The sequence below is a fragment of the Flavobacterium sp. genome (assembly GCF_965284515.1).
In the GTDB taxonomy this organism is placed as follows: Bacteria; Bacteroidota; Bacteroidia; order Flavobacteriales; family Flavobacteriaceae; genus Flavobacterium.
Genome location: NZ_OZ260089.1, coordinates 538686 through 555595, shown reverse-complemented (window position 1 = coordinate 555595; position 16910 = coordinate 538686). Strand labels below are relative to the sequence as shown.

The following is a 16910-nucleotide window of genomic DNA, read 5'->3' as shown; positions in this document are numbered from 1 at the left end:
CTCCATACAGTTCGGCTATGGTTTAACATTAGCTTTGTGTTTGTATTCGCCTAGGGTGTAGTTAGTTAGTGTTGTTGCTTTAAACGAGGTGCAAATTTAGTAATTAAAATGAACTCTGAAAGGATATTTTAAAGTATTTTTCTGTGATATGTATATTTTTTTTTTACATTTGCACTCACAAAATTAATTTTTTGCCTTGGTGGCGGAATTGGTAGACGCGCACGACTCAAACTCGTGTTCTTCGGAGTGTGGGTTCGATTCCCACCCAAGGTACAAAAATGCTTCAATCTTCTAAATTGAGGCTTTTTTTTAAAATAAATTTTTATTTACCCTAGTGCTTGCAATCCATGATGCAAAAATTCCTAGAAGTAGTATAGTAAATGTTACAATTACAATGTTTTTTAATTCTAAAACAACAGGGTAAGGAAGTGTAGCAGTAATCATTACTACTTCGTATTTCTGTTGAATCCATACGATTAAGATTCCAAATAAAGTTCCAATAATTCCTCCAAATAAAGTCAAAAGAGTTCCTTGATAAAGGAAAATTGATTGTAATTTTTCCATAGAAGTACCAATGCTGTGAAGTGTCTTTAAATTTGCTTTTTTATCTAAAATCATCATGATTAAAGCTCCAACTAAATTAAAAAGGGCAATTATTATGACAAGTGTGAATATTAGATATACAGCTATGTTTTCTGTATTGAGCATTTTGTAAAGTGCATCATTTAATTGAATTCTTGTTTTGAAAACTGATTGGTTTTTAAATATAGAGTTTAATTCATTAATTGCCTCTTCGTCAGTTACGCCTTCTTTTTTTTTAAATTCGATTGAAGAAACCTGATTTTTTTTGTATTCCAAAAGTTTTTGACAAATTGTAATATCGCAAAAAACGTATTTATTATCAATCTCTTCATTAATGGCGTATATGCCAACGGGTTGTAATAAGGTTTTGTTGAATGCGTCATCGGGATTGTCAATAATTCCTTTTCCAGGCTTTGGGGAAAAAACTTCTAAACCATTGTTAAAATCAAACAATCCTAAAGACAGTTTTCTACTTATTTCATAACCAACTACTACTTGCGGGGTTTCGTTTTCAAACCAATCTCCAGTATAAAGCTGATTACTGTATGAATTTGATTTTGTAAAAAGAGAATCAACACCTTTTAAATAGGCAACATGCTCTTTTTCATTGTAGTAAAACAAAACCCTTTCTTCAACAGTTTTTGAATAATTTGAGATAAAAGCAGTTTTTTTTAATGCTTCTTCATGTTCTGGTGTAATAAATATTGTTTTTCCTGACTTTGGGAACATTTTTATATCAGGGTCTGACGCGTTTGTAAAGCTTAAGCTAAAGTCTCTTAATCCGCTAAATACAGACAAAACAATGAGTAGGGCCATAGAGCTAGCTATAATTCCTATTGAAGCTATACTAGTTATTATGTTTATTGATGAGTTTTTGCTAAAACTTAAAAAATATCTTTTCGCTATGTATAAAGAGAAATTCAACTTAAGCTTTCTTTCTTTTTTCTAATAATTCTGGATTTTGAACTGGATTTTCTTCCCCTTTTAACGCTTTGTCAATGTTCTCTATATAGTCTAAACTATCGTCAACATAGAAGATCAAGTTTGGTACTTTTCTCAATTGATTTTTTACTCTTTGAGATAAATCGTGTTTAATCATTGGCGCGTTAGATTTTACTGCTGCTAAAATTTCACTGCCTTTTTCAGAAGGAAATACACTTAAAAAAACTTTTGCAATTGAAAGATCTGAAGTTACATTTACTTTTGAAACGGAGATAATTAAATTAGTCATTCCGTTTTTACGCACTTCTCCTTGTAGAATATCAACTAAGTCGTTTTGAAGTAATGCTCCTATTTTTTTTTGTCTATTTGTTTCCATAGTGCAAAAATACGTAAAAGAGTTTTAATCTTTAGTTTTTTTAGAATTGAAAACTTATTGTTATTTTGCATAATATATATTAAGGTGACTTACTTGAATAGATAAAAATACGTATGAGAAAAATAGAACATATTGGAATTGCAGTTAAAAACCTACAAGAGTCAAATTTATTATTTGAGAAATTGTTTGGAAACCCTCCTTATAAAGAAGAAGAAGTTGAGAGTGAAGGTGTTAAAACTTCTTTTTTTATGAATGGCCCAAACAAGATTGAATTGTTAGAGGCAACAAACCCTAATAGTCCGATTGCTAAATTTCTTGAAAAAAAAGGGGAAGGTATTCATCACATTGCATTTGATGTGAAAGACATTAATGTTGAAGTTGATCGATTAAAAGCGGAGGGTTTTATTGTTTTAAACGAAACGCCTAAGAGAGGGGCAGACAATAAATTAGTTGTTTTTTTACATCCGAAATCAACTAACGGAGTGCTAATTGAACTATGTCAAGAGATAAGTTAAATAAAAAAACAAAAAATCTTGTGTCAAATAAAAATTAGTAGTAATATTGCACACTCTTAATAAAGCTATGGTTTTGTTAAGACATAAAAATCAAACTGGTCCTATAGCTCAGTTGGTTAGAGCACCTGACTCATAATCAGGTGGTCCCTGGTTCGAGCCCAGGTGGGACCACATTTTAAACAGCTTTGATGTAGTTGTTTTTTTTGACCAAATAAAAAAAGTTTAAGTTTTTTTTAACTTTTTTTCATTTTAATAGTTGGAAAGTATAAAAATATTTATATTTTCGTGTTTCACAATGAAAAGAAGTCGATTAATTCTTTTTAATATAAAAAAGTTTTTTTTCTTTTGGTAGAATGGAAATTTTATATTTTTACGACATATGAAAGTAACAATACAAAAAATAGTTTTAGTTTTAATAGTGATGTTGAGTTCACAATTAATTTTTTCTCAAACACCACCGCCACCTACACCACCACCACCACCAGGTTTGCCTATTGATGGAGGGGTTGTACTGATGTTTATTGTAGCTCTAAGTTTAGGTTATTTACTTACAAGAAAATATTTTATCACAAAAAAAAGCTCTTTATAAGAGCTTTTTTTTATGACCTTAAATCTTGAATTCTCTTTACATATTTTCCAATAACATCAAATTCTAAATTTACAATCGTTCCTTTTTTATAGTTTTTAAAGTTTGTGTGTTCAAAAGTATAAGGTATTATTGCTACGCTAAATTCATTAATTTTAGAATCTATAACCGTTAAGCTCGTTCCGTCAATTGTAATTGAGCCTTTTTCAATTGTAATATTGTTTAGATTTTTGTCGTATTCAAAAGTGAAAACCCAACTTCCATTTTCCTCTTTTACATTCTGGCATACTCCAATTTGATCAACGTGGCCTTGAACGATATGTCCGTCAAGTCTGTCTCCAAGTTTCATCGCTCTTTCTAAATTAACTGAACTTCCTTGGCAAAGTTTATTGATATTGGTTTTTTTAATGGTTTCTTTTATTGCAGTAACTGTGTAAATGTCATTGTCAATTTCAACCACTGTTAGGCATATGCCATTATGGGCAACACTTTGGTCAATTTTTAACTCTTTAGTAATGTTTGACTGTATCTTAATGTGTAAATTGTCATTCTCCTTAATGATTTCTTTTACCAACCCTATTGTTTCTATTATTCCTGTAAACATACTGATATTATTTTACTAAATTTGCAGTTCAAAAGTAAGCATTAATTAGCAACTCATCATGGTTAAAAAATCAGAAAATATAATTGTAGGTGTTTCAATAGGTGATTTAAATGGAATAGGTCCAGAAGTTATTTTGAAAACATTTGAAGATAATAGACTTTTAGAGTTATGTACTCCTGTGATTTTTGGGAATGTTAAAATTATTTCTTTCATGAAAAAAAACCTTGCACTTACATCAAGTATTCAAGGTATAGATTCTATTGATCAATTAGTTTTAGGTAAGATTAATGTTTTAAATGTTTGGAAAGAAGGTGTTAATATTGAGCCTGGGGTTGCAAATGAAGTTGTGGGTAGTTACGCCATTAAATCTTTTACTGCTGCAACTAAAGCATTGAAGTTAAATGAAGTTGATGTGCTGGTAACGGCTCCTATAAATAAATACAATATACAATCTGAAGAATTTAAATTTCCAGGTCATACGGATTATTTGAACCAAGAGCTAGAGGGAGATGCGCTTATGTTGATGGTGAGTGATAAGCTAAGAATTGGTTTATTGACGGATCATGTCCCTTTAAATGAAATTTCAAACTTACTTACAGAACAATTATTAGTCAAAAAAATCGAAATTATAAAGAACACTTTAATTGCTGATTTTGGAATTTCTAAACCTAAAATCGCTGTTTTAGGATTAAATCCTCATTGTGGAGATAATGGAGTAATTGGAAATGAAGATGATTTAATTATCAAGCCTACTATTAAAAAGTTGTTTGAAGGCGGGGAAATGGTATTTGGCCCATACGCGTCAGATAGTTTTTTTGGGTCTTCAAAATATGAAAATTATGATGCTATTTTAGCGATGTATCATGATCAAGGATTGATTCCGTTTAAAACTTTGTCCTTTGGTAAAGGAGTTAATTATACTGCAGGTCTAGATAAAGTCCGTACTTCTCCAGATCATGGAACAGCATTTGAAATTGCGGGTAAAGATTTGGCTAACCCAGATTCGTTTAGAGAGGCATTATATTTAGCAATTGATGTTTATAATAAGAGAAATGAGTATCAAGAACTTACGAAAAACCCTTTAAAAACTAAACGTAATTAGTTGTAAACAAAAAAATGTTCATAACGAGTTTGAAATTGCAATAATTTTATATCTTTGCATCCCCTAAGAGGGTAGAGTTGATGTTATGAAGAATTTAAAAGAGTTTTTAATACCTTTTGCTGGATTAAAAGAAGGCAAGCATCAGTTTGATTATCAAATAGATAATTCATTTTTTGAACAATTTGATTTTGATGAATACCAAAATGTAGATGTTAAAGTTGATATTGAATTAGAAAAGAAAAGCACAATTATGGAATTGTGCCTTAATCATAAAGGAATTGTTAATGTTCCTTGTGATATGACAGGAGAAAATTTTGATTTAAAAATTAAAGGGAAGTTCAATCTTGTTATAAAATTTGGAGAGGAGTTCAATAATGATAGTGAAGAGTTATTAATTCTTCCTCATGGCGAATTTCAATTGGATGTGTCGCAATATATATATGAGAGTATTGTATTGTCGGTTCCTTTTAAAAGAGTGCACCCTGGAATTAAAGATGGGACGCTTAAAACGGAAGCGTTAGATACATTAGATAAATTAGCTCCTAAAGAAGAGAATAAAGAAAACGAAGATATTGACCCAAGGTGGGAAAATTTAAAAAAACTATTAACGGATAAATAATATAGTAAAATGGCACATCCAAAGAGAAAAATCTCGAAAACAAGAAGAGATAAGAGAAGAACACATTACAAAGCATCAGTTCCACAAATAGCAACTTGTCCAACAACTGGAGAAGCGCATTTATACCACAGAGCTTATTGGTCTGAAGGGAAAATGTACTACAGAGGTCAAGTAGTTATTGATAAAACAGAAGCTGTAGCTTAATACAGTTTTAAAATAGAGAAAAACTCTCACTATGTGGGAGTTTTTTTGTTAATTACAACTCGTTATTAATTTAACGAGCTCTATTTATTTGGGTTTGACTTTTTTTTTGTAATTTTCACAACTTTTCGAAATCAAATAAATTCGAGAAGAAAATATATTTTTATGACTAAAATTACTGCCGCAATTACAGCAATAGGTTCATACGTACCAGATTATGTTTTGTCTAATCAAGTACTAGAAACATTAGTTGACACTAATGATGAGTGGATTACTAGCAGAACTGGTATTAAAGAAAGAAGAATATTAAAAGAAGAAGGTCAAGGCACATCTTTTCTTGCAATTAAAGCCGCTCAGGATTTAATTAATAAAGCCAATCTTGATCCAAAAGAGATTGATTTAGTAATTATGGCTACTGCCACACCCGATATGCCTGTTGCTTCTACGGGTGTTTATGTAGCTTCTCAAATCGGTGCTTCAAATGCATTTGCATATGATTTACAAGCAGCATGTTCAAGTTTTCTTTATGGAATGTCTGCAGCTTCAGCCTATATAGCTTCTGGAAAATACAAAAAAGTCTTATTAATAGGAGCAGATAAAATGTCTTCTATAATTGATTATACAGATAGAGCAACGTGTATTATTTTTGGTGATGGAGGAGGGGCAGTTTTATTCGAGCCAAATGAAGAAGGTTTAGGTTTACAAGATGAAATTCTTAGAAGTGACGGTATAGGTAGAGAGTTTCTTAAAATTGAAGCTGGTGGTTCAATCTTACCGCCTTCAGAAGAAACGATTAAAAACAAACAACATTTCGTTTTTCAAGATGGTAAAACAGTTTTTAAGTATGCTGTTTCTGGAATGGCAGATGTTAGTGAGAAAATAATGCAACGTAATAATTTAACAAAAGATGATGTAAATTGGTTGGTTGCACATCAAGCGAATAAGCGTATTATTGATGCTACTTCAAATAGAATGGGATTAGATGATTCTAAAGTACTAATCAACATTCAAAAATATGGTAATACAACTTCTGCAACATTACCTTTATTACTTTGTGATTTTGAAAATCAATTGAAAAAAGGAGATAATATTATATTTGCTGCATTTGGTGGTGGATTTACATGGGGATCTATCTACTTAAAATGGGCTTACACTAAACAATAACAAACAAACTAAATCAAATAGTAACATTATGGATATTAGAGAAATTCAAAATTTAATCAAATTTGTTTCAAAATCTGGAGCTACGGAAGTTAAATTAGAAATGGATGATTTTAAAATCACTATTAAAACTACTCCAGAAGGTGGTGAAACTACTTACATACAACAAGTTCCTGTTTCAGCAGCGTTGCCACAAGCAGCAGCACCTCAACCAGTTGCGCCAACTGCTCCTGCAGCGCCAGTAGCACCAGCACCAGCTGATGATGATTCTAAATACATTACTGTTAAGTCGCCAATTATTGGTACTTTATATAGAAAACCTTCGCCAGATAAACCTGTTTTTGTAGAAGTAGGTTCAACAATTGCTAAAGGAGATGTTCTATGTGTAATTGAAGCTATGAAATTATTTAACGAAATTGAATCTGAAGTTTCAGGTAAAATCGTTAAAATATTAGTTGATGATTCTTCTCCAGTTGAATTTGATCAACCATTATTCTTAGTAGATCCATCTTAAATTTAGATTTTTAGATTTTTAGATTTTAGAAAACACATTCTAATTCGTCTAAAAATCAAACAATCCAATTGTCTAATTATCTAATTGAAAAAAGATGTTTAAAAAAATATTGATTGCCAATAGAGGAGAAATTGCTCTTCGTGTTATAAGAACCTGTAAAGAAATGGGTATTAAAACAGTAGCTGTATATTCTACTGCTGATGCGGAAAGTTTACATGTTCGTTTTGCTGACGAAGCTGTATGTATTGGTCCTCCTCCTAGTAATTTGTCATACTTAAAAATGGCAAATATTATTGCTGCTGCTGAGATTACTAATGCAGATGCAATTCATCCAGGTTATGGATTTTTATCTGAAAATGCAAAATTTTCTAAAATTTGTCAAGAGCACGGAATCAAATTCATTGGAGCTTCTCCTGAAATGATTGATAGAATGGGAGACAAAGCCAACGCTAAATCTACTATGATAGAAGCTGGTGTTCCTTGTGTGCCTGGAAGTGAAGGAGTTATTGAAACATTTGAAGAGTGTCAAAAAATAGCTTTAGAAACAGGATATCCAGTAATGCTTAAGGCTTCGGCTGGAGGTGGTGGTAAAGGAATGCGTGCTATTTGGAAAGAAGAAGATCTTAAAGCTGCATGGGAGTCTGCTCGTCAAGAAAGTAAAGCTGCATTTGGAAATGACGATATGTACATGGAAAAACTTATTGAAGAACCAAGACATATTGAAATTCAAGTTGTTGGAGATTCTTTTGGTAAAGCATGTCACCTTTCTGAAAGAGACTGTTCTGTTCAACGTCGTCATCAAAAACTTACTGAAGAAACACCTTCTCCATTCATGACAGATGAATTAAGAGAGGCAATGGGTAATGCCGCTGTAAAAGCCGCTGAGTATATTAAATATGAAGGTGCTGGTACCGTTGAATTCTTAGTAGATAAGCATAGAAATTTCTATTTTATGGAAATGAATACGCGTATTCAAGTTGAGCATCCTATTACAGAACAAGTAATTGATTACGATTTAATTCGTGAACAAATTATGGTTGCTGCAGGTATTCCAATTTCGGGTAAAAATTATTATCCAATTTTACATTCTATTGAATGTAGAATTAACGCAGAAGATCCGTATAATGATTTTAGACCTTCACCGGGAAAAATAACTACATTACATACCCCAGGAGGACATGGAGTTCGTTTAGACACGCATGTTTATTCAGGATATACAATTCCACCAAATTACGATTCTATGATTGCTAAGTTAATTACAACTGCACAATCTAGAGAAGAGGCTATCAATAAAATGAAGCGTGCTTTAGATGAATTCGTTATTGAAGGAATTAAAACTACAATTCCTTTCCATAGACAATTAATGGACGAACCAGATTATGTGGCTGGAAATTATACTACAAAATTCATGGAATCTTTTGTAATGAAAGATAAAATTGAAGATTAAATATTTTAAAAAAAGTCCTGCAATTGCAGGACTTTTTTATTTTTAGTTTAACTCAAATAATTTCCCAGGTAATGGTTTTATTATCCCTTTCAATTCCATATTGAGTAGTAGAGAAGATAATTTATAGGTTGGTAATTCACAAGCTATGGCGATAGAGTCTAAATCGTCTTTACCGGTTTTTAAAAGATAGTCGTATACTTTTTGTTCTTCAGGTTCTAAAGAAACAAACAATTGTTTTTGGATAGCTTTTTCTTCCTTCTTTTTCAACTCCCAATTTAAGATATAAACCAAATCTGCTGCAGAATGTAATAAATGGGCACGTTGGGTTTTGATAAGGTTATTACAACCTTGACTGTACTTATCGGTAGTTCTTCCAGGAACAGCAAATACATCGCGATTATAGTCATTTGCTATTTGCGCCGTTATTAGCGAACCACCTTTTTCGGCACTTTCAATTACAATAGTAGCTTCAGTTATTCCGGCAACAATACGATTGCGTTTCACGAAATTTTCTCTATCAGGTTGTGATGTACTCCAAAATTCGGTTAAAAAGCCACCGTTTTCTTCCATTTTTGCCATGTACTTTTTATGGTTTTTTGGATAAATTTGGTTTAAACCATGTGCTAAAACGCCTATAGTTTGCAAACCACAATCTATTGCTGCTTGATGTGCAACAATATCTACACCATATGCAAAACCACTAACGATAATAGGATTTAATGGTGCAATATCTTCTATGATTTTTTGTGTAAATGAAGAACCATAACTGGTAATTTGTCGTGTACCAACAATACTAATTATTTTTCTATTCGATAAATCTATTTTCCCAGATTGGAATAATAAAACTGGACTATCGAAACAGTTTTGCAAGCGCTCAGGGTAGTTGGAATCTTGGAAATGGAGTATCTTTATGTGCTCTTTTTCAATAAAAAGGAGTTCATTTTCTGCTTTTTGAAACACGGTTTTGTCTTGCAGGTTTTTCAGTAAGTACTTACCAATTCCTTCAATTTTAGCTAAAGATGTATTTTTAGATTGAAAAACGGCTTCTGCTGAACCGCAGTGATGAATGAGTTTTTTGGCAATAACGTCACCAACTCCATCTACTTGCAGCAACGCAAGCGTGTGATATAATTCGTTTTGTAACATGGCGTGTAATAAATAATTTGGCGTATATATTACACAAATGTAAAAATTAATTTAAATAGTTACTCGTTATTTTTTAATTTTTCAATTCTCTTTGCTAAGTTCTTCTTTGCCAGTTGTTGTAAATCTTCTACAGAATCGCTTTCATCCATGATTTCAAGGCCTAGTAAAGTCTCAATAACGTCTTCTTGTGTTATTAAACCGCTAAAAGAACCGTACTCATCTAAAACTGCAGCCATGTGGTTTTTGCTTTGAACTAATTCTTCAAATAATTGCGCAATAGGTTGGTTTCTTTTGGTCAAAACAATTGGTCGTTTAATGCTTTCTAATAATGCTGTTCCGTTATTATTAATCATAGCGTCCAAAACATCTGTTTTTAAAACTAAACCAATTATGTTATCTGCACTTGTTTGAAAAATAGGAATTCTTGAAAAACGAAGATTTTTATTTTCTTTATAAAAATCTTCAATCGTAGTAATACTATTGGCTATTTTTACTACTGTTCTTGGTGACATGACATCTTTTGCAAAGACAGAATCAAGCGTTAATAAGTTTTTCAACACTTTAGATTCGGAAGCTTTAAAAACACCTTCTTTTTCGGCCAAATCTGCCATTGCAGAAAAGTCATCTCTACTTAAAATAGAAACATGTCCTGAACCGCCAATTAGTTTTGTAGTCAATTGAAGTAACCATAAAATTCCTGTAATTTTTAACGGAAAAATTAAAATATTTAGCGTTGTAGTTGTAAAACCAGCTAATTGTTTCCAAAATTTTGCGCCAATTGTTTTTGGGATTATTTCAGATAAAATTAAAATTAAAAAGGTCATTACTGAAGAAACGATAGCTACTGAATTATTTCCGTTCCCAAAGGTTTTTTCAGCTTGTACACCAACTAAAATAGCACCTACAGTGTGTGCAATTGTATTTAATGTTAAAATAGTAATTAAAGGTTTGTCAATATCGCTTTTTAAAATTTCTAACTTCGTAGCAAAACTTTTGTTTTCTTTCTTTTTAACTGTAATAAAAGTATGTGTAACACTCAATAATACCGCTTCTAAAATGGAACATAGAAATGAAAAGAAAATAGAAGTAACTGCGTAAATAATTAATAGTGTCATTAATGTTGGTTTTAAATTGTAAATTACTCAATAAAAATAAAGGAAACAAATTTCTATTTTTTTGATATATAAATAGTAAAAAAAGAGTTCGAAAATTAGAATCTTATAGCCATTCCTAGTCCGTATTCTTTTCCATTATAGAAAGGGACTACAACTCCATATGTGCTTTTTTTGTCTTTGAACAAATTTCTTTTTATAAACGGGTGCACCCAATAGGCAATTTTAGTGCTTAAAATTCCAATTCCTGCTCCCGTAGCAACATCTGTAAACCAATGTCTATTATTATACATTCTAAAAAAACCAGTTCCTGTTGCAACTAAGTAACCTGAAATTCCGTACCAAACAGAAACATCTTTATATTCTTGATATAAAAATTCTGCTCCCATAAAAGCAGTTGCGGTATGCCCAGAAGGAAATGAGTTTCTACTTGTGCCATCTGGCCTTTCAACCCCTGATGTGTTTTTTAGACCATTTACCGATGCTCCCATAATTAAATAAGCAGTACCTAAAATAATAGTTCTGTCTTTGAAATTATTTTTTCCTTTAACCCCAAAAGCATTTAGTCCATAAACAGATAGAAAGGGAGTGTATTGTGAAATATCATCTATTGTGAACTTTTCATCAATATGTTCTTTTATTTCAGCTTTTATTTCAGAATTAACGAATTTCAGCCCATCACTTTCAATACCAATTAAACCATATCCAATTAAAACGGATGGAATAATTAATGCTTCATATTTAAATTTAATATTTTTTCGAACTTGTATAGTATCATTTTTCAAATTCTGACTAAAGACATTTAAAGTTCCTAATAAAAGAACGATAGCTATTTTAATTAATTTCATATGGTATCTTTAAATAACACAGGAGTTTAACTTAATAAATAAGATTACTTTAAAAGTTTTACAACATCTTTTGCAAAGTAGCTTGCAATAACATCTGCTCCAGCTCTTTTAATCGCAGTGATTTGTTCCATCATTACAGCATCATGGTCTAACCAACCTCTTTCAGCAGCTGCTTTAATCATGGAATATTCTCCAGAAACTTGGTATACTGCAACAGGAACATCTACAATATTTTTAATGTCTCTAACTATATCTAGATAAGCTATTCCTGGTTTTACCATAACAATATCAGCACCTTCTTCAATGTCCATTTCGGTTTCTTTAATGGCTTCCGTTCTATTATGATAATCCATTTGATACGTTTTTTTATCTTTTGGAACATCAATTAAATCTACAGGAGCAGAATCTAATGCATCGCGAAAAGGTCCGTAAAAAGCAGAAGCATATTTTGCAGAATAACTCATAATTCCAGTATTAATAAAACCCGAACTTTCTAATGTTTCGCGCATTTCTAAAATACGACCATCCATCATATCACTTGGCGCAACAAAATCAGCTCCAGCTTGTGCATGCGACAATGCCATTTCAGCTAATATTGAAGAAGTAATATCATTAGCCACTTGTCCGTTTTCAATAACACCATCGTGACCAAAAGAAGAATAAGGGTCTAAAGCTACGTCTGTCATTACAATCATCTCTGGAACAGCGTTTTTAATCACTTTTACAGCACGTTGCATTAATCCGTTAGGGTTTAGCGCTTCCGTTCCTTTATTGTCTTTTAAATTATCGGGTACTTTTACAAATACTAAAACCGATTTTAGTCCCATTGCCCAAAGTTCTTTAACTTCTTTTTCTAATAAGTCTAAGCTGTAGCGAAAGTAATTTGGCATAGAAGCAATTTCTTCTTTAATTCCTTTTCCTTCTACTACGAATAATGGAACTAAAAAATCATTTGGAGTTATAATAGTTTCACGAACTAATGAACGAATACTTTCGTTAGTTCTTAATCTTCTATTTCTTCTTAATGGGAACATATTTTTAGCTTTATGTTGTTGTTTTAAATCCAATCAACTGGTGATTCTAATACTTTAATTAACTTTTCTTCTTCGCTTCCTTTCTCTGCGTGATGATCGTACACCCATTGCACATGTGGTGGTAAACTCATCAATATACTTTCAATTCTTCCGTTGGTTTTTAAACCAAATAAAGTTCCTTTATCGTGAACCAAATTAAATTCTACATAACGACCACGACGAATTTCTTGCCACGTTTTTTGTTCTGGAGTAAAAGGTAATTCTTTTCGTTTTTCAACTATTGGAACATACGCCTCTAGAAAACTATTTCCAACTTCTGTAACAAAGCTGAACCAATCTTCCATTTTCATTTCAGGAGTTTCTTTGCAATAGTCAAAAAATAAACCACCTAATCCACGTGCTTCATTTCGGTGCGCATTCCAAAAATAGTCATCACATTGCTTTTTATATTTTGGATAAAATTCAGCATTATGTTTGTCGCAAGTAGTTTTACAGGTTTTATGAAAATGTTTTGCATCTTCTTCAAACAAATAATAAGGTGTTAAATCTTGTCCGCCACCAAACCAACTATTGATTATATTTCCATTTTCGTCATACATTTCAAAATAACGCCAATTTGCATGCACAGTTGGAACCATTGGGCTTTTAGGATGAATCACTAAACTTAATCCGCAAGCAAAAAAATCAGCTTCACCTACATTAAAAAGTTTCTGCATAGAATCGGGTAACTTTCCATGAACGGCAGAAATATTTACACCACCTTTTTCAAAAACATTTCCGTTTTCAATTACACGCGTTCTTCCTCCACCACCTTCAGGTCTTTTCCATAAATCTTCTTTAAAGAAACCTTTTCCGTCAATTTCCTCTAAACCTTTACAGATTTGATCTTGTAAGTTTTGTATGTATGCGTAAAATTTATTTTTCATTTTCAAGTTCATATAATTCCATATCTAATGGAGTTTCATTAACTGGTGTAAATTCATTTAGCAATGTTTTTTTCCATGAAAAGCCACAATTTTCGGCAACTTTACAACTTCCAATATTAGTTTTATGCGCAATGATTTGAAGCGTTTTTAATTGTAACTCATTAAAAGCAAACTGTATCATTTTGTTTACTGCCTTAGAAGTATGACCTTTCCCTTCGTAGTTAGAACCAATACAATAAGCAAACTCACCCATTTTTTTGGCCCAATCAATTTTTTTTAGAATCATCAGTCCTATTATAATAGACTTTTCATTGCGAATGGCAAAAGTAAAGTTAGATCGTTCCTCAATTTCTTTATTTTTAGTTACAATATATTCAGTTGTTTTTTCTAGTGTAGAATTACTAGATAATGTAACGGGAAAATATTTTTTTAACCTTTCTTTATTATCAATAATAAACTGATGTAACTGACTTACATCGTTTGTGTTTAATGGGTTAATAATAAAGTCTTGAATTAGCATTTTATATTTTTTTACTTAAATATTCATACACAAAACTAACAGCGTCTTTTTCGGATTTAAAAAACTCTAGATTTGTTCTATTTCCTCTTTCAATATAATACCAAATATAGGTTCCGCTTAATTCTTCTAAACCTTCACCTTCATCTGTAACATACCTGTGATTTGGAGTAAAAGTATTATTAATTACTTTCTCTATCATCCAATTTTCAAGTTCTGCAATAGTTTCCATTACTTTCTAAAATCTGAATACTGTTTACTTTCTCTGATACTCTTTAACAGCTTCTACAAATGCTTTTGCATGGTCTACAGGAATGTTTGGCAAAATTCCATGTCCAAGGTTAACGATATAATTATCTGGTCCAAATTCGTCAATCATTTCGTGTACCATTTTCTTAATTACTGGAATTGGAGATAATAAACGAGAAGGATCAAAGTTTCCTTGTAATGTTTTCTTTCCGCCAGTTAAATAACGCGCATTTCTTGGAGAACATGTCCAGTCTACTCCAATTGCTGATGCTTTCGATTTTGCCATATCATCTAAAGCAAACCAACATCCTTTTCCAAAAACAATAACCTTTGTCTCGTCTGCTAAAGCTTCAACAATTTGATTGATATAGTTCCATGAGAATTCAGTATAATCTGTTGGAGATAACATTCCTCCCCAAGAATCAAAAATTTGAACCGCATTTACACCATGTCTTACTTTTTCTTTTAAATATAAAATTGTAGTATCTGTAATTTTCTGCAATAAATTATGAGCAGCAACCGGATTTGAGAAACAAAAACCTTTGGCTTTGTCAAAACTTTTTGAACCTTTCCCTTCAACAGCATAACAAAAAATTGTCCAAGGAGAACCTGCGAATCCAATTAAGGGTACTTCGTTATTTAATTTTTCTCTGGTCATGTCAATTGCATCCATTACATAACCTAAAGTATCATTAATATCTGGAATGAAAACCTTGTCAACATCTGCAGCCGAACGGATAGGATTTGGTAAAACTGGTCCGATTCCATCTTCTAACTCTACATCAATTCCCATTGCTTGCGGAATTACTAAAATATCTGAAAATAAAATAGCCGCATCTGGTTTTACAATTCGAATAGGTTGTACTGTAATTTCAGAAGCTAATTCTGGTGTTTTACAACGTGTGAAAAAATCATATTTCTCTTTGATTGCCATGAACTCTGGTAAATATCTTCCGGCTTGACGCATCATCCAAACAGGCGGACGTTCTACATATTCATTATTTAGGGCTCTTAAAAATAAGTCGTTCTTAATCATGGTATTGTATATAATGTTCTATTACTTCGTTGATTACATTCTCAACAGTTGGTTTTTCTGCAATTATTATTTTATGTATGTTCTTAGCTTCTAAAGCTTCTGATGTAGATTCTCCAATGCAAAAACAGACTTCATCTTTTATGTTGTTTAATTTTAGATAGCTTTCTACAGCTGAAGGACTAAAAAACAATATTCCATCGTTTTTTGACGTTATTTCTTTTGACGTTAAATTAGTTTCATACACTTCAATTTCATTGAACGTTATTTCATTTTCTTGAAGTTTATTAGGAAGGATGTCTCTGCGTAAATTTCCGGTGAAGAACGTATAGGATTCTTTCGAATATATCAAAGAAATTATTTCTCCTAAATCTGCTGCATAACCTGTAAAAGCAACAACATTAAACCCTTTTTCTGTTAATAATTCTTTTGTTTTTAAACCAACACAAAAAACAGCTTTGCTTTTTAGACTTTCCCAATTTGGATTTTGTAAAAGACTTAATACAGCATTTTGACTTGTGAAAATTAGATTTTCGTTAATGTTTACTAATTTGAACTCTTTGTTTTTAGTTTCAATAAAATTTTCCTCAACCAATGAAATGGAATGGTCAAGCAGTTTTTGTTTGTTGTTCTCTGAAAGTTTTTTTGTAGATAAAATAGAACTCATTAATTACTGTTTTTATTCGTAATATCATATTCTTCTTGACCTAAGCAATATTTTTCAATGTCTTTGTTATTTCCGTAAACTACAAGAATGTCTCCTTCTTCAATAATTGTTTCAGGAGAAGGTCTTCCAATAGACTCTTTTACAAGACTCTTTTTTCCTATCAAATTTCTTTTTTCTTTTTTACGAATAATAGTAACAAGAGTTAAATGGTATTTATCTATTGAATCTAGTTCTTCTAAAGATTTTCCAAAGAATTCATTTCTTGCTTTTACTTCAGAAATAGTAAAATTATCGTCTAATTGATAGTTTTCTAAAGTTGATTTAAAGTTGATTTGCTTAGTTAATCTATCTGCGCTCTCCTGTTCTGGGTGAATAATGCTGTGAATGCCCATTGCTTCAAGAACTGTATCGTGGATAGGGGACAATGCTCTACTTATTATTTTTACATCCGACAATTTCTTAATTATGGCTGTTGTTATAATTGCAGCTCCTTCACTTTCTCCAATAGCTACAACAACTTTGTCTGCATCTTTTAAAGGTACAGCATCATATGCTAACTCATTTGTAGAATCCATACAAATTGCATGAGAAATTTTATCTTTTACAAGATTCACTTTGTCCATTTGTTTGTCAATTCCTATAACTTCATTGCCTGTTTCTGTTAAACTTAGCGATAAAGACATTCCGAAGTTTCCTAATCCAAAAACTATAATTTTCATAATATTAACT

The 16910-nt window shown here is 31.6% G+C and carries 21 protein-coding genes and 2 tRNA genes; 10 read left to right on the top strand and 13 right to left on the bottom strand.

Annotation, left to right across the window (positions count from 1 at the left end):
• Window positions 1-193 precede the first annotated feature (193 nt).
• Window positions 194-273 (top strand) — tRNA-Leu (locus ACQ65T_RS02645).
• A 36-nt stretch (window positions 274-309) separates the two neighbouring features.
• Here the strand turns inward: ACQ65T_RS02645 and ACQ65T_RS02640 are convergent.
• On the bottom strand, window positions 310-1506 hold the full coding sequence (locus ACQ65T_RS02640) for an ABC transporter permease (protein ID WP_430399548.1): 1197 nt from the start codon (window positions 1504-1506) through the stop codon (window positions 310-312).
• A gap of 1 nt (window position 1507) precedes the next feature.
• Window positions 1508-1900, bottom strand: a complete 393-nt coding sequence (gene rbfA, locus ACQ65T_RS02635; RefSeq protein ID WP_430399547.1) for a 30S ribosome-binding factor RbfA — start codon at window positions 1898-1900, stop codon at window positions 1508-1510.
• Window positions 1901-2013: 113 nt separating this feature from the next.
• Between rbfA and mce the strand changes: the two genes are divergently transcribed.
• The 3 genes from mce (at window position 2014) to ACQ65T_RS02620 (ending at window position 3004) form a co-directional block, all read left to right on the top strand.
• Entirely contained in the window at window positions 2014-2415 is a 402-nt protein-coding gene (gene mce, locus ACQ65T_RS02630; RefSeq protein WP_430399546.1) for a methylmalonyl-CoA epimerase, read from the top strand.
• A gap of 97 nt (window positions 2416-2512) precedes the next feature.
• A tRNA-Ile gene (locus ACQ65T_RS02625) sits at window positions 2513-2586 on the top strand.
• Window positions 2587-2794: 208 nt separating this feature from the next.
• Window positions 2795-3004, top strand: a complete 210-nt coding sequence (locus ACQ65T_RS02620; protein WP_430399545.1) for a PID-CTERM protein-sorting domain-containing protein — start codon at window positions 2795-2797, stop codon at window positions 3002-3004.
• A 10-nt stretch (window positions 3005-3014) separates the two neighbouring features.
• On the opposite strand, the gene ACQ65T_RS02615 is transcribed toward ACQ65T_RS02620, so the two are convergent.
• Window positions 3015-3605 (bottom strand): riboflavin synthase, encoded by a 591-nt coding sequence (locus ACQ65T_RS02615; RefSeq protein WP_430399544.1) that lies wholly within the window; start codon window positions 3603-3605, stop codon window positions 3015-3017.
• 58 nt (window positions 3606-3663) lie between these two features.
• Here ACQ65T_RS02615 and pdxA point away from each other — a divergent pair, with 58 nt between their 5' ends.
• The 6 genes from pdxA to accC all read left to right on the top strand — a co-directional run bounded on the left by pdxA (window position 3664) and on the right by accC (window position 8649).
• Window positions 3664-4707, top strand: a complete 1044-nt coding sequence (gene pdxA / locus ACQ65T_RS02610) for a 4-hydroxythreonine-4-phosphate dehydrogenase PdxA (protein WP_430399543.1) — start codon at window positions 3664-3666, stop codon at window positions 4705-4707.
• An 85-nt stretch (window positions 4708-4792) separates the two neighbouring features.
• The gene (locus tag ACQ65T_RS02605) at window positions 4793-5326 is read left to right on the top strand and encodes a YceD family protein (protein WP_430399542.1); all 534 of its coding nucleotides are present in this window, start codon (window positions 4793-4795) and stop codon (window positions 5324-5326) included.
• Between the two features lie 9 nt (window positions 5327-5335).
• Window positions 5336-5530, top strand: a complete 195-nt coding sequence (rpmF, locus tag ACQ65T_RS02600) for a 50S ribosomal protein L32 (protein WP_264559858.1) — start codon at window positions 5336-5338, stop codon at window positions 5528-5530.
• 162 nt (window positions 5531-5692) lie between these two features.
• Window positions 5693-6691: a beta-ketoacyl-ACP synthase III gene (locus tag ACQ65T_RS02595; RefSeq protein WP_430399541.1), complete on the top strand. Its 999-nt coding sequence runs from the start codon at window positions 5693-5695 to the stop codon at window positions 6689-6691.
• A 28-nt stretch (window positions 6692-6719) separates the two neighbouring features.
• Window positions 6720-7202 (top strand): acetyl-CoA carboxylase biotin carboxyl carrier protein, encoded by a 483-nt coding sequence (accB, locus tag ACQ65T_RS02590; protein WP_430399540.1) that lies wholly within the window; start codon window positions 6720-6722, stop codon window positions 7200-7202.
• A 94-nt stretch (window positions 7203-7296) separates the two neighbouring features.
• Window positions 7297-8649 (top strand): acetyl-CoA carboxylase biotin carboxylase subunit, encoded by a 1353-nt coding sequence (gene accC / locus ACQ65T_RS02585; protein WP_430399539.1) that lies wholly within the window; start codon window positions 7297-7299, stop codon window positions 8647-8649.
• A gap of 42 nt (window positions 8650-8691) precedes the next feature.
• On the opposite strand, the gene dprA is transcribed toward accC, so the two are convergent.
• From dprA to ACQ65T_RS02535, 10 genes are all read right to left on the bottom strand, one after another.
• The gene (dprA, locus tag ACQ65T_RS02580) at window positions 8692-9795 is read right to left on the bottom strand and encodes a DNA-processing protein DprA (RefSeq protein WP_430399538.1); all 1104 of its coding nucleotides are present in this window, start codon (window positions 9793-9795) and stop codon (window positions 8692-8694) included.
• Window positions 9796-9854: 59 nt separating this feature from the next.
• The gene (locus ACQ65T_RS02575) at window positions 9855-10910 is read right to left on the bottom strand and encodes a CNNM domain-containing protein (RefSeq protein WP_430399537.1); all 1056 of its coding nucleotides are present in this window, start codon (window positions 10908-10910) and stop codon (window positions 9855-9857) included.
• A gap of 95 nt (window positions 10911-11005) precedes the next feature.
• Window positions 11006-11755 (bottom strand): phosphatase PAP2 family protein, encoded by a 750-nt coding sequence (locus ACQ65T_RS02570; protein WP_430399536.1) that lies wholly within the window; start codon window positions 11753-11755, stop codon window positions 11006-11008.
• A 44-nt stretch (window positions 11756-11799) separates the two neighbouring features.
• The gene (gene hemB / locus ACQ65T_RS02565) at window positions 11800-12789 is read right to left on the bottom strand and encodes a porphobilinogen synthase (protein ID WP_430399535.1); all 990 of its coding nucleotides are present in this window, start codon (window positions 12787-12789) and stop codon (window positions 11800-11802) included.
• Window positions 12790-12812: 23 nt separating this feature from the next.
• Window positions 12813-13715, bottom strand: a complete 903-nt coding sequence (gene hemF, locus ACQ65T_RS02560; protein ID WP_430399534.1) for an oxygen-dependent coproporphyrinogen oxidase — start codon at window positions 13713-13715, stop codon at window positions 12813-12815.
• Window positions 13705-14235 (bottom strand): GNAT family N-acetyltransferase, encoded by a 531-nt coding sequence (locus tag ACQ65T_RS02555; protein ID WP_430399533.1) that lies wholly within the window; start codon window positions 14233-14235, stop codon window positions 13705-13707. Before ACQ65T_RS02555 ends, hemF begins: the two co-directional genes overlap by 11 nt.
• A gap of 1 nt (window position 14236) precedes the next feature.
• Complete coding sequence (locus ACQ65T_RS02550; protein ID WP_430399532.1) at window positions 14237-14464, bottom strand: hypothetical protein; 228 nt, start codon at window positions 14462-14464, stop codon at window positions 14237-14239.
• Window positions 14465-14488: 24 nt separating this feature from the next.
• Entirely contained in the window at window positions 14489-15517 is a 1029-nt protein-coding gene (gene hemE, locus ACQ65T_RS02545) for a uroporphyrinogen decarboxylase (RefSeq protein ID WP_430399531.1), read from the bottom strand.
• Window positions 15510-16181 (bottom strand): uroporphyrinogen-III synthase, encoded by a 672-nt coding sequence (locus ACQ65T_RS02540; protein WP_430399530.1) that lies wholly within the window; start codon window positions 16179-16181, stop codon window positions 15510-15512. Before ACQ65T_RS02540 ends, hemE begins: the two co-directional genes overlap by 8 nt.
• The gene (locus tag ACQ65T_RS02535) at window positions 16181-16900 is read right to left on the bottom strand and encodes a potassium channel family protein (protein ID WP_430399529.1); all 720 of its coding nucleotides are present in this window, start codon (window positions 16898-16900) and stop codon (window positions 16181-16183) included. Before ACQ65T_RS02535 ends, ACQ65T_RS02540 begins: the two co-directional genes overlap by 1 nt.
• Between the last annotated feature and the right edge of the window lie 10 nt (window positions 16901-16910).